This is a genomic window from Streptomyces sp. NPDC058092, from assembly GCF_042884935.1.
Taxonomy (GTDB): domain Bacteria; phylum Actinomycetota; class Actinomycetes; order Streptomycetales; family Streptomycetaceae; genus Streptomyces.
This window is the reverse complement of sequence record NZ_JBHVSY010000028.1, coordinates 15,521-30,452: the sequence shown is the minus strand read 5'-3', so window position 1 is coordinate 30,452 and position 14,932 is coordinate 15,521. Positions and strand designations below refer to the sequence as shown.

Here is a 14,932-nt window from a genome sequence, read left to right as displayed (position 1 = left end):
AAGGCCCCGTCCGATGGACGGGGCCTTTGCCGTGTCAGGCCTCTTCCCGGTCCGCCGAGTTCACGCCCCGGCCGCGCCACGCCCGTACCGCCAGCACCAGCAGCACCACCCCGACCACGGCCACCAGCGCCATGGCGTCCGGCACGTGCTCGCCGACGCGCTGGGCCCACTGCTCGACGGCGAACGATTCGTCCACATTCAGCAGCCCGGGCAGCGCGGTCGTCCCGTCGTACGCGAGGAACAGCGCGCCGAGCCCGATGAAGAAGAGCCCCGACAGCAGCGTCGTGGTGTGCAGCTCGAAGCGGCCGAGCCGGAAGGTGCGGCCGCGCAGCCAGGCCCGGCGGCCCAGGTCGAAGCGTTCCCAGAGCAGGGCGAGCAGAAAGAGCGGGACGGCCATGCCCAGGGCGTAGACGGCGAGCAGCAGTCCGCCGTAGACCGGGCTGCCGCTGACCGCCGCGACGGTGAGGACGCTGCCGAGGATCGGTCCCGCGCAGAAACCGGCCAGTCCGTATACGGCTCCCAGCGCGTAGACGGATACGGCGGTGGTCGGGCGGATCCGGCCGCTGAGCGCGGCGATCCGGCGCGAGGCGAAGCCCAGACCCACGATCTGCGCGATGCCGAGCACGATGATCAGCCACCCGGCGCCGAGGACGAGCGCGTCGCGGTGACTGTAGAAGAGCCGTCCGGCGTACGAGCCCGCGGCGCCGAGCGGGACCAGGGTGGTGGCCAGACCGGCGTAGAAGATGCCGGTGCGGGCCAGGAGCCGTGAGGTGGAGTCGATGGAGTACGCGAAGAAGGCGGGCAGCAGCAGGGCGCTGCACGGGCTGACCAGGGCGAGCAGCCCGCCGAGGAAAGCCGCGAAGTAGCCGATGTCAGCCGTCATTTCGCGCCGCCCCCGGCGCCCCCGGTGTGGCCACCGGTCTTGGCGTCCTCGGTGCCGCGGGCCTTCTCGGCGGCCGTCTCGATGGCCCGGGTGAAGGTCTCCATCGGCTGGGCTCCGGCGATCGGGCGGCCGTTGATCAGGAACGACGGGGTGGAGGTCGCCCCGATCCCGTACCCCTGTTCCTGGTCCTTGCCCACCGCGGCGGAGGCGGCGGAGCTGTCCGCGTCGCGCACGAACCGGTCGAGGTCCGGCACGCCCGCCTGCTGGGCCAGCGCCTTCAGCCGGTCCTTGCCGAATCCCTTCTCCTTGACCCCCTCGGCATACGCGGCACGGTGGAACTGCCAGAAGCGGCCCTGCTGCCCGGCGGCCCAGGCGGCCCGGGCGGCGGCCTCGGACTCGGCGCCGAAGATCGGGAAGTTGCGCCACTCGATGCGCAGGGTGCCGTTGCCGACGTACTTCTTCACCAGGGCGGGTTCGGTGTCGCGGGCGAACTTGCCGCAGTAGCCGCACTTGAAGTCGGCGTACTCGATGAGGACGACGGGCGCGTCCACCCGGCCCTGCGCGAGCTTGTCACCGGCGTCACGCCGGGCGAGTCCGGCCAGCTCCGGGTAGACGCCGGCGTCCGGGTCGGTGGTGGCATCGGCGACCGACGAGGAGGAGGAAGAGGACGAACCGGAGCGGTCGGGGGCGGTGGCCCAGTAGGACACGAGGCCGAGCAGCGAAGCGGCGAGAACGACTCCGGCGCCGTAGATCAGCGGCTTCTTGGACGACGACGCCGTACGTGAGGACGAGGGCGAGGATTTGGGCTTGGGCATGCGGGACTCCGTGCTGGCGATGCGGGAGGGATGAGAAACGGCCGGGCGGGAGGGGCCGTCTACACCCGCAGTACGGAGAGCTCGACCGGAGTGGGCGCGGCGGACATGGGGCCGCGCAGCCCCATCCGTACGGGTGGCTGGCCCTGTCCCTGTCCGGTGGCGGCAGGCAGACCCCACTGGGCGAGGCCGGGCGCCTGGTCGTGCGTCACGCGGGCCCGGCCCGGCAGAGCCGGCTCGCCGTCCTCGCGCTTCCGGCTCTTGCCGCACCCCGGAGTCCCATGTCCGTCCGTGGCCGACGCGACGGCCGCCCCGGGGCCGTCCGGAACGGCGCCCTTGACGGGGCCGTCCGACACCACCGGCCTTCCGCCGCCGGCCTCGACACCCGCGACGGCCGTCGCCGGTCCGCAGAACAGCCCCAGCACGACCGCGAGCACCGCCACCAGGCAGCACCACTGCGTACGGGACACGGACACGGCGACCGGCCTTTCCGGACAGAGGCAACGGTTGATCAGCTGCCCGAAATGGTACGTGCTGTGATCCCGCGCCTCCGCGCAGTGCCGGTCCGGTGACCAGGAACGCACAAAATGCGTTCGCCGTTCACCGGGTCCGGGTGCGATCCTGGGACCCGTATGTCTACTTCCTTCGCTGATCTCCAGTCACAGCTCGGGCAGCTCTCGCTCCGCGATGCGCACCGGCTCGGCCGCCGTCTCGAAGGGGCGCGCCGTATCCGTAAGCCCGAGGCCCGCCAGTCCGCGCTGGACGAGATCGCCACCGAGGCCGGAAAGGCAGCCGGGCGGCTCGCGCTGCGCGCCGAGCGGATGCCCGTCGTGTCCTACCCGGAACAGCTCCCGGTCAGTCAGAAGAAGGACGAGATCCTGGAGGCGATACGCGACCATCAGGTCGTGATCGTCGCCGGGGAGACCGGCTCGGGCAAGACCACGCAGATCCCGAAGATCTGTATGGAGCTGGGGCGTGGGGTCCGGGGCATGATCGGGCACACCCAGCCGCGCCGGATCGCGGCCCGTACGGTCGCCGAGCGCATCGCCGACGAGCTGAAGACCCCGCTGGGCGAGGCGGTCGGCTGGAAGGTCCGCTTCACCGACCAGGTGAGCCCCGACGCGACGTTCGTCAAGCTGATGACGGACGGCATCCTGCTCGCCGAGATCCAGACGGACCGCGAGCTTCGCGCGTACGACACGATCATCATCGACGAGGCCCACGAGCGGTCGCTGAACATCGACTTCCTGCTCGGCTATCTGGCCAGGCTGCTGCCCGAGCGCCCCGATCTGAAGGTCGTCATCACGTCGGCGACGATCGACCCCGAGCGGTTCGCGCGCCACTTCGGCAAGGCGCCGATCGTCGAGGTCAGCGGGCGTACGTACCCCGTGGAGGTCCGTTATCGCCCCCTGCTCGAAGAAGAGGGGGACGACTCCGACCGCGACCAGATCACCGCGATCTGCGACGCCGTCGACGAGCTGCAGTCGGCAGGTCCGGGCGATGTCCTGGTCTTCCTCTCCGGCGAGCGCGAGATCCGCGACACCGCGGACGCGCTGAACAAGAAGAACCTCCGCCACACCGAGGTCCTCCCCCTGTACGCCCGCCTCTCACACGCCGAGCAGCACCGGGTCTTCCAGCGCCACACAGGGCGCAGGATCGTGCTGGCGACCAACGTCGCCGAGACGTCGCTGACCGTTCCCGGCATCAAGTACGTGATCGACCCGGGCAATGCCCGGATCTCCCGCTACAGCCACCGCACCAAGGTCCAGCGGCTGCCGATCGAGCGGATCTCGCAGGCCAGCGCCAACCAGCGCAAGGGCCGCTGCGGCCGTACGTCGGACGGCATCTGCATCCGGCTGTACTCCGAGGACGACTTCCTGACCCGTCCGGAGTTCACCGACCCCGAGATCCTGCGTACGAACCTCGCCTCCGTCATCCTGCAGATGACCGCGGCCGGCCTCGGCGACATCGAGAAGTTCCCCTTCATCGACCCGCCGGACCACCGAAACATCCGCGACGGCATCCAGCTCCTCCAGGAGCTCGGCGCGCTGGATCCGGAGGAGAAGGATCCGAAGAGGCGGCTCACCCAGCTCGGCCGGAAGCTCTCGCAGCTGCCCGTCGACCCACGTCTGGCCCGCATGGTCATCGAGGCCGAGCGCAACGGCTGTGCGCGCGAGGTCATGGTGATCGCGGCCGCGCTCTCCATCCAGGACCCGCGCGAGCGGCCCTCCGAGAAGCAGACGCAGGCCGATCAGCAGCACGCCCGCTTCAAGGACGAGACGTCCGACTTCCTGGCGTTCCTGAATCTGTGGCGGTACATCCGCGAGCAGCAGAAGGAGCGCGGCTCGTCCAGCTTCCGCCGGATGTGCAAGCAGGAGTATCTGAACTTCCTGCGCATCCGCGAATGGCAGGACATCTACGCGCAGCTGCGTACGGTCGCCAAACAGATGGGCATCCACCTCAACGAGGAGGACGCGCCCGAGCAGTCGGTGCACACCTCGCTGCTGGCCGGGCTGCTCTCGCACATCGGTCTGAAGGACACCGAGAAGAACGACTACCTGGGTGCCCGCAGCGCCAAGTTCGCGATCTTCCCCGGCTCGGCGCTCTTCAAGAAGCAGCCGCGGTTCGTGATGTCGGCCGAGCTGGTCGAGACGTCCCGGCTGTGGGCGCGGGTCAACGCCAGGGTCGAGCCGGAGTGGATCGAGCCGCTGGCCCAGCATCTGCTGAAGCGCACCTACAGCGAGCCGCACTGGGAGAAGGACCAGGCGGCGGTGATGGCGTACGAGCGGGTCACGCTGTACGGGGTGCCGATCGTCGCCCAGCGCAAGATCAATTTCGGCCGTATCGACGCCGAGACCTCCCGCGATCTGTTCATCCGCAACGCCCTGGTCGAGGGCGACTGGCGGACGCACCACCAGTTCTTCCACGACAACCGCAAACTCCTCGGCGAGGTCGAGGAGCTGGAGCACCGCGCCCGGCGCCGCGACATCCTCGTGGACGACGAGACGCTCTTCGACTTCTACGACCAGCGCATCCCCGAGCACGTGGTCTCCGGGGCGCACTTCGACTCCTGGTGGAAGCACAAGCGCCGCGACGAGCCGGACGCGCTGGACTTCGAGCGCTCGATGCTCATCAACGAGAAGGCCGGGGCCGTCACCAAGGACGACTACCCGGACTCCTGGCGGCAGGGGAAGCTCAAGTTCCGCGTCACGTACCAGTTCGAGCCCGGCGCGGACGCCGACGGTGTGACCTTCCACGTCCCGCTCCAGGTGCTCAACCAGGTCACCGCAGAGGGCTTCGACTGGCAGATCCCGGGTCTGCGCGAGGAAGTGGTCACCGAGCTGATCCGCTCGCTGCCCAAGCCGATCCGCCGGCACTACGTCCCCGCGCCGGACTACGCGGGCAAGTTCCTGGACCGGGCCGTTCCGCTGCAGGAGCCGCTCCCGGTCACGCTCGCCCGTGAGCTCCAGCGCATGGTCGGCGTCCCGGTCACGGCCGACGACTTCGACCTGACCCGCGTCCCGGACCACCTGAAGATCACGTTCCGGATCGTCGACGAGCGGCGCCGCAAGGTGGCCGAGGACAAGGACCTGGAGGCGCTGAAGCTCCAGCTGCGCCCCAAGGCCCGTCAGGCCCTCTCCAAGGCCGCCGCGGCCACCGCGGGGCCCACGGGCGAGTCCATCGAGCGTTCGGGCCTCACGGACTGGACGATCGGCACGCTGGACCGGGTCTTCGAGACCCGGCGGGCCGGGCAGCCGGTGAAGGCGTACCCGGCTCTGGTCGACCAGGAGGGAGCCGCGGCGGGCACAGTGGCCGTACGGCTCTTCGACACCGAGGCCGAGCAGCAGCGGGCGATGTGGCTCGGCACCCGCAAGCTGATCATGCTGAACGTGCCGGTGAATCCGGCGAAGTTCGCCTCGGACAAGCTGACGAACCAGCAGAAGCTGGCCCTGTCCCGCAATCCGCACGGCTCCATCCAGGCGCTCTTCGAGGACTGCGCGACGGCGGCCGCCGACCGGCTGATCGGCGCGCACGGCGGCCCGGCGTGGGACGAGGAGTCGTTCCGGAAGCTGTACGACAAGGTGCGCACCGACCTCGTCGCCCTGACCGAGCACACGGTCAAGCAGGTCCAGCAGGTGCTGGCCGCCTGGCAGTCCTGCGAGCGGCGCCTGAAGGCCACCAACAGCCTGGTCCTGGTCGGCAACGTCACCGATGTACGCAACCAGCTCGCGGCACTCGTGCCACCGGGCTTCGTCACCGCGACCGGGCTGCGCAGGCTGCCCGACCTGATGCGCTATCTGGTCGCCGCGGACCGCCGGCTCCAGCAGATGCCGACGGCCGTCCAGCGCGACACCACGCGCATGGAGAAGGTCCACGAGATGCAGGACGAGTACGCCTGGCTGCTCGAACAGATGCCGCAGGGCAGGCCCGTGCCGCAGGAGGTCCTGGACATCCGCTGGATGATCGAGGAGCTCCGGGTCAGCTATTTCGCGCACGCCCTGGGGACGGCCTACCCCGTCTCCGACAAGCGGATCGTGAAGGCGATCGACGCGGCGGCGCCGTGAGCGCGCCCCGTCCGGGCCCGTAACGGAGTCACCACCTTCGGTGAGGTCGACCGGACCCTCTGACCTGCTGTACAGTCTGTCTTCGCAGCCAGCCGCGAGGCAGCCGCGAAAACCTGGTCCTGTGGAGCAGCTTGGAGTGCTCGCCACCCTGTCAAGGTGGAGGCCGCGGGTTCAAATCCCGTCAGGACCGCAGTATCGAAAGCCCGGATCCATCTGGATCCGGGCTTTCGCGCGTCTTGACTCCGGCGACTGCCGGCGAGTACTTCAGACAGCAGGGCTGCCCCTGTTCCTCCGCGTCCCTCCGCGCGGGGCGGCGGCCCACCAGGAGGTGGGGCGTATGACGGCGTCCGCCGGACACGAGATCCGCGCGCTCCTGCGCGCCCATCCGGCCGCCGCTTCCGGCTTTCGCCACCTCACTCGCCACTGTCCGGTCCGCCATCGGCTTCTGCGGCTCGCCATGGGGTCTGTGGCGGCCTCCCGGGCCACTCCCCCGTCCGAGCCGCCGGTCCGGCCCGCGCGGCGCCAGGAGGGGGCCTCGAAGGCCCGGGACGAAAGTCCCTCGACCGGGTGACCAATGGCGAGGCGACCCGCTTCCTGAAGGTGGCAGGCTCGTACGTGGCAAGACCCATGCAGTGTGACGGGAGTCACTGAGTGAGTTTTGAGAAGAGGTGACCTTACACCCTTCCTACAACTGGCGAATTTAATATGTGCAATTGCACCCCTCGGACGGAAGCGTCGCGGGACCTTCCGGATCGTCACGTCCCGGCTTCCCCGGAGCGGCCGGGAACACTCCCGCACAGACCCGCGCAAGCTCGCACGGCATTCTGGCCGACCCCCGGCCGGAGCCAACCGGACGCCCGGTTTTCAACGGCACGGGAGCCGTCCGGAACCGCCCCGGAGGGCACGGCCGTCGAGGGCCGCGGGGCCACCGGAAGGCCACAGGACGATCACGAGGATCCCAGGACCGCGAGCGCACAAAAAAGATCGCGCTGGACCCGGCGGAGTCCAGCGCGATCGAATGACGTACCCACGGCACAGGTATGGCGCCCGTTGGGGCGGGCGCCCGTCATTTGGAGCTATGGGTGGGCATGTGCGGGTTGGGGGACCCGAACGCCCAGTTGTGACGCGGCGACAGGGGGTGTGTCAGGCCTCGCTGCGCTGCTGCGGAATACCCGCAAGCAGTGCGCGGACCTCTGCCTCGCGGTACCGGCGATGTCCACCGAGCGTGCGGATGGACGTGAGTTTGCCTGCCTTGGCCCAGCGGGTAACCGTCTTCGGGTCCACGCGGAACATCGTGGCAACCTCAGCCGGGGTCAGCAGCGGCTCGGCATCAGGGGTGCGAGCGGTCATGAGCGGCCTCCTCGGGAGAACCGAACCATCTCGGTTCTTTCCTCTAAATTCTGCACCTTGACCCACGTTGCCCGAAATGGCGGACGCGGGCCGAGTCGGTTATAGGACGAACGGCTTGTCCTCGGCACTACAACTACACCATCCGTCCAGCCACGTCGGCCAAACCGATGGAATTGCCCTCCCAGGTGTTCATCAGCGACGGAAGCCGATGGACCATGCCATAGCGGACAGTCACACCACTGTGACGATCAGTCACAGAGCGATCAGGAGTCACCAGACCCCCCATAGCGTGCAATGCTGAGCGATCCGCCCTTAGTTGGACGGATGGAGCCCTCCCCGGACTCCTTGTCCTATTTTGGCACGAGGAGTAGGGAAGGGCGCAAGAGCCCCGTTAGTGCTATCCGTCACGCTTGAGGCAAAGGCCCGGTTCAGGACGTAGGTCCTACGACCACTGAGGTAGGCTCCCGCCTCTTCAGCCTCACGTGTCACACGGGACACAGGTTCAGACGCGGACGAGGCCCTGTCAGTTCGCGAATTGACGGTCTTTCACTGCCCGCCAGCGCTCCGCCAGCCGCCCGTACGCCTCACTCGCCCCTTCGGCGTCGCCGGCCCGCAGCGCCGCGATGCCCTCGGCCACATCGGCGGCCGACCGGTCCCCGGCGAGCTGCTCCGCCGGCAGCGCGTGCACCAGACCGCCGTAGTCCAGTTCGACCAGTGCGCGCGGATGGAACTCCTCCAGCCAGCGCCCCACGTCCACGAGCCCCTCGGTCAGCGGGCCGTCGTCCACGGTCTCGCGCAGCGTCTTCAGCGTCCTGGCCAGCCGGCGCCGGGCCTGGACCATCGGCGTCCGGTAACGCAGCACGGGCGGCTCACCGTCCTCGCCCGCCGCCGTGTACTCCCGCTCCTCGTCGGAGAAGAGCACGAACCAGCGCACCGGGACCTGCCACACGGAGGAGAGGATCCAGGGCCTGGCGTCCGGATTGCGCTCCGCCCACCGCTCGTGGTCCGCGACCGCCTGCCCGCGCACCACCGGCGGCAGCACCGCGTCCAGCACCGGCCCCGGGAACATCTCCATCAGCTCGTCCAGCGCCAGCCAGCCGCGCAGCCTGGTCCGCCACGGACAGACGCACACCACACCGTCGACCTCGGCGACGAACGCGTCCCCGCTCTCGTGCACCGGCACGCCGACCGGCGGCGTGGCCACCAAGTCGGCCAGCGAGCGGCGCAGTTCGTCCTGGGCCGTGGGGATGTGCGAGCGTCCGGCGTAGCGGGCCCAGTGGGCGCGTTCGGACTCCGGGAAGGCGGCCAGCGGCTCGTACACCCGGAGGTAGGACGCGTAAGGGACGAGCACCGAAGACACCACCGACATGCAGCAAATCGTGTCATGCCCGTACTCCGCCGGGGGGTGATCCTCGGCACTGGAACAGATCTACGTGCGCGTAGGACTTACGCTCTTGCCCAGTCGGACCGGCCGTGCCGGCCGGTCCGCGGCCCTCCCCACCTTCAGGAGGGTCCTCCGCCGCTTCGTACTTGGGAGTCACCACAGTGACCGATGTGACCGACGGCGTCCTGCACACCCTGTTCCACTCGGATCAGGGGGGCCACGAGCAAGTCGTGCTCTGCCAGGACCGTGCCAGCGGACTCAAGGCCGTCATCGCCATCCACTCCACCGCTCTGGGCCCGGCCCTCGGCGGTACCCGCTTCTACCCGTACGCCTCCGAGGAGGAGGCCGTCGCGGATGCGCTGAACCTGTCGCGCGGTATGTCGTACAAGAACGCCATGGCCGGTCTCGACCACGGCGGCGGCAAAGCCGTGATCATCGGCGACTCGGCGCAGATCGAGGGCGCCCGACGGACGGAACTGCTGCTGGCCTACGGCCGGTGCGTGGCCTCGCTCGGCGGCCGCTATGTCACGGCCTGCGACGTCGGCACCTATGTCGCCGACATGGACGTCGTCGCCCGCGAGTGCCGCTGGACCACCGGCCGCTCCCCCGAGAGCGGCGGCGCCGGCGACTCCTCGGTCCTCACCGCGTTCGGCGTCTTCCAGGGCATGCGCGCCTCCGCCCAGCACCTCTGGGGCGACCCGACGCTGCGTGGCCGAAAAGTGGGGGTCGCCGGAGTCGGCAAGGTCGGTCACCACCTGGTCGAGCATCTGCTCTCGGACGGTGCCGAGGTCGTGATCACAGATGTGCGGGACGAGTCCGTGCGCCGCGTCACCGGGCTGCACCCCGAGGTCGCCGTCGCCGCGGACACCGACGCGCTGATCCGCACCGAGGGCCTCGACATCTACGCCCCGTGCGCGCTCGGCGGCGCACTGAACGACGACTCCGTTCCGGCACTCACCGCCAAGGTGGTGTGCGGCGCGGCCAACAACCAGCTCGCGCACCCCGGCGTCGAGAAGGACCTCGCCGACCGGTCGATCCTGTACGCACCCGACTACGTGGTGAACGCGGGCGGTGTCATCCAGGTCGCCGACGAGCTGCACGGCTTCGACTTCGACCGGTGCAAGGCCAAGGCGTCGAAGATCTTCGACACCACGCTGGCCATATTCGCACGTGCGAAGGCAGATGGCATTCCGCCGGCTGCCGCAGCCGACCGGATCGCCGAGCAGCGCATGGCCGAAGCGCGCCGCACCATGCCGTAACCGACAGTCGCGGGGCCTCACTCGGCGTCCTCGCCGGTCGGCGGCCCGCCCGCCCGCCGACCGGCGAGACAAGACTCACGTCGGTCGGCGGGTCGCATGCCGAGAAGAGGTTAAAATCGCAGTTGACCAGCGAGGACGGGGCTTCTCGCCGGTCCTCTTCCGGGGTGCGTGATGCGGGCGGCGTACCGTATGGCCGCGGAAGCAGGTACCGTTAAAGCCCTACGGGCACGGTCTCTCTATTGAGAGTCCGTCCTGAAACATGAACGCGTGTCAAGACTCTGGGGCCGTCGAGCCCCGTCACCGAGGGGGTCGAGCCATGGGGCGCGGCCGGGCAAAGGCCAAGCAGACCAAGGTCGCCCGCCAGCTGAAATACAGCAGCGGCGGGACTGACCTGTCGCGTCTGGCCAATGAGCTGGGCGCATCGCCTTCGAGTCAGCCACCGAACGCAGAGCCGTTCGAGGACGACGACGAGGAAGATGACCCGTACGCACAGTACGCGGATCTGTACAACGACGACGAGGACGAGGACGAGGACGAAAAGTCCGGTCCGTCGTCCAAGCGCCGCGGCGTTTGACCTCGCGCTGACACATCAACCCGGTCCGGGCCCGTCCCGGACCGGGTTCTGTGCTACCCCGATCCGGTTCCTCTGTGCTGCTGCGATCCGGCAGGCCCGTGCTGCTCCGGTCCGGTCCGGCCACGGGCCGGTGTCCCGTCGCATGCCGAGCGACAGAACCCGGGCCGTCCGGCGATTGAGGACATGAGGACGTCTCTCGGGTACGGAGAGTACGGAACGGCCACCGGGCGTCCCCGGTGGCCCCGTGCCTATCGCGCGTACCCGCCCACCAGCTCCGCGCCCGAGGTGTGTGCCCCGCGCTCCGTGATCTCGCCCGCGACCCAGGAGTCGACCCCGCGGTCGGCCAGCGTCGTCAAGGCCACGTCCACGGACTCGGCCGGAACGATCGCGATCATGCCGACGCCCATGTTGAGCGTCTTCTCCAGCTCCAGCTGCTCGACCTGACCGGCCTTGCCGACCAGGTCGAAGACCGCGCCGGGCGTCCAGGTGGAACGGTCGACCCGGGCGTGCAGCCCGTCCGGGATGACCCGGGCCAGGTTGTTGGCCAGGCCGCCGCCGGTGACATGGCTGAAGCCGTGCACCTCGGTCGTACGGGTCAGGGCCAGGCAGTCCAGCGAGTAGATCTTGGTGGGCTCCAGGAGCTCCTCGCCGAGCGTCCGGCCGAATTCCTCGATCTCACGGTCCAGCGCCCAGCCGGCCCGGTCGAAGACCACGTGCCGGACGAGCGAGTACCCGTTGGAGTGAAGACCGGACGACGCCATGGCGATCACCGCGTCACCCTTACGGATACGTTCCGGGCCGAGCAGGTGGTCGGCCTCGACCACGCCCGTACCGGCGCCCGCGACATCGAAGTCGTCCGGGCCGAGAAGGCCCGGGTGCTCGGCGGTCTCGCCGCCGACCAGGGCGCAGCCCGCGAGGACACAGCCTTCGGCGATGCCCTTCACGATGGCCGCGACACGCTCGGGGTGCACCTTGCCGACGCAGATGTAGTCGGTCATGAAGAGCGGCTCGGCCCCGCAGACGACCAGGTCGTCGACGACCATGCCGACGAGGTCGTGGCCGATCGTGTCGTACACGCCCATCTTCCGGGCGAGGTCGACCTTCGTGCCGACGCCGTCGGTGGCGGAGGCGAGCAGCGGACGCTCGTAACGCTTGAGGGCCGAGGCGTCGAAGAGTCCGGCGAAACCGCCCAGGCCACCGAGGACCTCGGGCCGCCGCGTCTTCTTCACCCACTCCTTCATCAGCTCGACAGCACGGTCGCCGGCCTCGATGTCGACGCCCGCTGCCGCGTAGGAAGCACCTGTTGTCTCAGACATTGCCTGGGATCTTTCGTGTGGAAATACGGGGCTGGTGGCCAGGGATGTACGGCTGGGCCGTCACGGACGACGCAGTGCGTCGGCCGCCGCGGTCGCTGCGGGGCCTGCCGCCAGCTCGGTCTCCAGCAGCTGCTTGCCGAGCAGCTCCGGGTCCGGCAGCTCCATCGGGTACTCACCGTCGAAGCAGGCGCGGCACAGGTTCGGCTTGGCGATCGTCGTCGCCTCGATCATCGCGTCGAGCGAGATGTACGCGAGCGAGTCGGCACCCATCGACGTGCAGATCTCGTCGACCGACATGCCGTTGGCGATCAGCTCGGCGCGGGTCGCGAAGTCGATGCCGAAGAAGCAGGGCCACTTCACCGGCGGGGACGAGATCCGGATGTGGATCTCGGCGGCCCCGGCCTCGCGGAGCATCCGGACCAGTGCGCGCTGGGTGTTGCCGCGGACGATCGAGTCGTCGACGACCACCAGGCGCTTGCCCTTGATGACTTCCTTGAGCGGGTTCAGCTTGAGGCGGATGCCGAGCTGGCGGATGGTCTGGGACGGCTGGATGAAGGTCCGGCCGACGTAGGCGTTCTTCACCAGTCCGGCGCCGAACGGGATGCCACTGGCCTCCGCGTAACCGATGGCGGCGGGGGTGCCGGATTCCGGTGTCGCTATGACCAGATCGGCCTCGGCGGGGGCCTCGGCGGCCAGCTTGCGGCCCATCTCCACCCGGGAGAGGTAGACATTGCGCCCGGCGATGTCGGTGTCGGGACGGGCCAGATAGACGTACTCGAAGACACAGCCCTTGGGCTTCGCTTCCGCGAAGCGCGAGGTGCGCAGGCCGTTCTCGTCGATGGCGACGAGCTCGCCCGGCTCGATCTCGCGGACGAAGCTGGCACCGCAGATGTCGAGGGCGGCGGACTCGGAGGCCACCACCCAGCCACGCTCCAGCCGGCCGAGGACCAGCGGGCGGATGCCCTGCGGGTCACGGGCGGCGTAGAGGGTGTGCTCGTCCATGAAGACCAGCGAGAAGGCGCCCTTCACATCGGGAAGCACCTTGGCGGCGGCCTCCTCGACGGTGAGCGGCTTGCCGTCGTCATCGGTCTGGCCGGCGAGCAGCGCGGTCACCAGATCGGTGTCGTTCGTCGCGGCGACCTGGGTGGCGCGGCCGTCCTGGCGGGGCAGTTCGGCGACCATCTCGGCGAGCTGGGCCGTATTGACCAGGTTGCCGTTGTGGCCCAGGGCGATCGAGCCGTGCGCGGTCGCACGGAACGTCGGCTGCGCGTTCTCCCACACCGAGGCACCGGTGGTGGAGTAGCGGGCATGACCGACCGCGATATGGCCCTGGAGAGATCCCAGAGACGTTTCGTCGAAGACCTGCGAGACCAGTCCCATGTCCTTGAAGACCAGGATCTGGGACCCGTTGCTCACTGCGATACCCGCGGACTCCTGTCCACGGTGCTGCAGGGCATACAGTCCGAAATAGGTGAGCTTGGCGACCTCTTCACCCGGAGCCCAGACACCGAAGACGCCGCAAGCGTCCTGGGGGCCTTTCTCTCCGGGGAGCAGGTCGTGGTTGAGTCGTCCATCACCACGGGGCACGCCACCGAGTGTAGGCGAGATCGACCACTGGTCCGAATTCTGGATACCGGGCCCGAGCACCGGGGAAGCGCTCCCGGGGGTGGTTCGGGGGCCGTTCCGGACGGTCACCGGGAGTGATCGCGTCCGGGATGCGGGGAGGTATAGGACGGGGTACAGCACGGGGTACGGAACGGCCACAGGGCGGTCGGCGCCCGGACCAGCGGCCGGTTACCGATTGGTTCCGGCCACTCGGGCCGCGGCGGTCGCCGGGGCCCGGCGGTGGCGCTCGGTGAACCGATCGGCGCCCCGGCGCGGAGTCCGGCCGAACGTCCGTTTCGTGGTGAGCCTCACACCGGGGAGCCCGGTATGCGGCTTCTCGGAGGGCCGCGGACGGTCCGACCGTGCTCAGCTCATCAGGGGCAGCAGCGTGGCGAGATCGGCGCGCTCGCCGCTGGCGCCGACCTTCGCCGCGTCGAGCGCCGACGCCCACTCCGTACGCCCGGTGGCGAGCCGGATCCAGGTCAGCGGATCGGTCTCGACGACATTGGGCGGCGTACCCCGGGTGTGCTTGGGACCCTGGACGCACTGGACGACGGCGAACGGCGGTACGCGCACCTCGACCGAGCCGCCCGGTGCCTTCTCGGCGAGGGCGTCGGCGAGCAGCCGGGTGCAGGCGGCGAGGGCCTGCCGGTCGTACGGGATGCCGAGGCCGGCCGCCTCGTTCAGATCGTCGGTGTGCACGACGAGTTCGACGGTACGGGTGACCAGGAAGTCGGCCAGCCGCATCGTGCCGGCCGGGGTCGGCAGCAGCCGGTCACCGGGGTCGCCGGGCACCAGCTCCTCGAACCGCGCGGCGACCTCCCCGTACAGCGCGTCCAGATCCGGCCGGTCGGCGGCGAGCGCCCTGGTGCCGTCGGCGATGCGCTCGGCCCGGTCCGCGGTCGAGAACGGCCACGCGAGGAGCGTCAGCCCGGGCTTCGGCGCGGCAGGTTCGGGCAGCTCCAGGCTCCGGGTGACGTGCGAGAGCCCCACGGTCAGGTGTACGGCCAATTCGCGCACGGTCCAGTCGCCGAGCAGGGTCGGCAGCGCGAGCTGTTCGGGCGTCAGTGCGCGGACGGCCTCCCGGACATGGGCGAACTGCGCCAGGACCGCGGCGCGGGTCCTGACCGGGTCGTAGCGGCGGGCTCGTTTCTGGGACGGCGGCATGGTCCAGGAGCCTAAGG

12 protein-coding genes and 1 tRNA gene are annotated in these 14,932 nt (G+C 69.6%); 5 read left to right on the top strand and 8 right to left on the bottom strand.

The window, feature by feature from the left end:
- Window positions 1-34 precede the first annotated feature (34 nt).
- Genes ACFVV1_RS33570 through ACFVV1_RS33560 form a run of 3 tightly spaced genes read right to left on the bottom strand, consistent with a single transcriptional unit; the run spans window position 35 to window position 2,171 of the window.
- Entirely contained in the window at window positions 35-883 is an 849-nt protein-coding gene (locus ACFVV1_RS33570; RefSeq protein WP_389997244.1) for a cytochrome c biogenesis CcdA family protein, read from the bottom strand.
- Complete coding sequence (locus ACFVV1_RS33565) at window positions 880-1,698, bottom strand: DsbA family protein (RefSeq protein WP_389997242.1); 819 nt, start codon at window positions 1,696-1,698, stop codon at window positions 880-882. Before ACFVV1_RS33565 ends, ACFVV1_RS33570 begins: the two co-directional genes overlap by 4 nt.
- A 59-nt stretch (window positions 1,699-1,757) precedes the next feature.
- Window positions 1,758-2,171 (bottom strand): hypothetical protein, encoded by a 414-nt coding sequence (locus ACFVV1_RS33560; RefSeq protein ID WP_389997240.1) that lies wholly within the window; start codon window positions 2,169-2,171, stop codon window positions 1,758-1,760.
- A 156-nt stretch (window positions 2,172-2,327) separates the two neighbouring features.
- On the opposite strand from ACFVV1_RS33560, the gene hrpA reads away from it, so the two are divergent.
- The 3 genes from hrpA (at window position 2,328) to ACFVV1_RS33545 (ending at window position 6,831) form a co-directional block, all read left to right on the top strand.
- Window positions 2,328-6,260, top strand: coding sequence for an ATP-dependent RNA helicase HrpA (hrpA, locus tag ACFVV1_RS33555; RefSeq protein WP_389997238.1), 3,933 nt, complete (start codon window positions 2,328-2,330; stop codon window positions 6,258-6,260).
- 115 nt (window positions 6,261-6,375) lie between these two features.
- Window positions 6,376-6,450, top strand: a tRNA-Asp gene (locus tag ACFVV1_RS33550).
- A 147-nt stretch (window positions 6,451-6,597) separates the two neighbouring features.
- Entirely contained in the window at window positions 6,598-6,831 is a 234-nt protein-coding gene (locus ACFVV1_RS33545) for a DUF6274 family protein (RefSeq protein ID WP_389997236.1), read from the top strand.
- 572 nt (window positions 6,832-7,403) lie between these two features.
- On the opposite strand, the gene bldC is transcribed toward ACFVV1_RS33545, so the two are convergent.
- Window positions 7,404-7,610, bottom strand: coding sequence for a developmental transcriptional regulator BldC (bldC, locus tag ACFVV1_RS33540; RefSeq protein WP_003949541.1), 207 nt, complete (start codon window positions 7,608-7,610; stop codon window positions 7,404-7,406).
- Window positions 7,611-8,133: 523 nt separating this feature from the next.
- A complete protein-coding gene (locus ACFVV1_RS33535) occupies window positions 8,134-8,979 on the bottom strand; it encodes a hypothetical protein (RefSeq protein WP_384456882.1) in 846 nt (281 codons plus the stop codon).
- Window positions 8,980-9,155: 176 nt separating this feature from the next.
- Between ACFVV1_RS33535 and ACFVV1_RS33530 the strand changes: the two genes are divergently transcribed.
- Both ACFVV1_RS33530 and ACFVV1_RS33525 read left to right on the top strand, forming a co-directional pair.
- Complete coding sequence (locus tag ACFVV1_RS33530; protein WP_389997233.1) at window positions 9,156-10,253, top strand: Leu/Phe/Val dehydrogenase; 1,098 nt, start codon at window positions 9,156-9,158, stop codon at window positions 10,251-10,253.
- A 316-nt stretch (window positions 10,254-10,569) separates the two neighbouring features.
- Entirely contained in the window at window positions 10,570-10,827 is a 258-nt protein-coding gene (locus ACFVV1_RS33525; protein WP_389997231.1) for a DUF3073 domain-containing protein, read from the top strand.
- 248 nt (window positions 10,828-11,075) lie between these two features.
- Here the strand turns inward: ACFVV1_RS33525 and purM are convergent, their stop codons facing one another.
- The 3 genes from purM to ACFVV1_RS33510 form a co-directional block, all read right to left on the bottom strand.
- Window positions 11,076-12,143 (bottom strand): phosphoribosylformylglycinamidine cyclo-ligase, encoded by a 1,068-nt coding sequence (purM, locus tag ACFVV1_RS33520; protein WP_389997229.1) that lies wholly within the window; start codon window positions 12,141-12,143, stop codon window positions 11,076-11,078.
- Between the two features lie 60 nt (window positions 12,144-12,203).
- Window positions 12,204-13,730, bottom strand: coding sequence for an amidophosphoribosyltransferase (gene purF, locus ACFVV1_RS33515; RefSeq protein ID WP_389997227.1), 1,527 nt, complete (start codon window positions 13,728-13,730; stop codon window positions 12,204-12,206).
- Window positions 13,731-14,114: 384 nt separating this feature from the next.
- Window positions 14,115-14,915 carry a sterol carrier family protein gene (locus ACFVV1_RS33510; RefSeq protein WP_389997225.1) on the bottom strand — a complete coding sequence of 267 codons (801 nt, stop codon included), beginning with the start codon at window positions 14,913-14,915 and terminating at the stop codon, window positions 14,115-14,117.
- Window positions 14,916-14,932 lie beyond the last annotated feature (17 nt).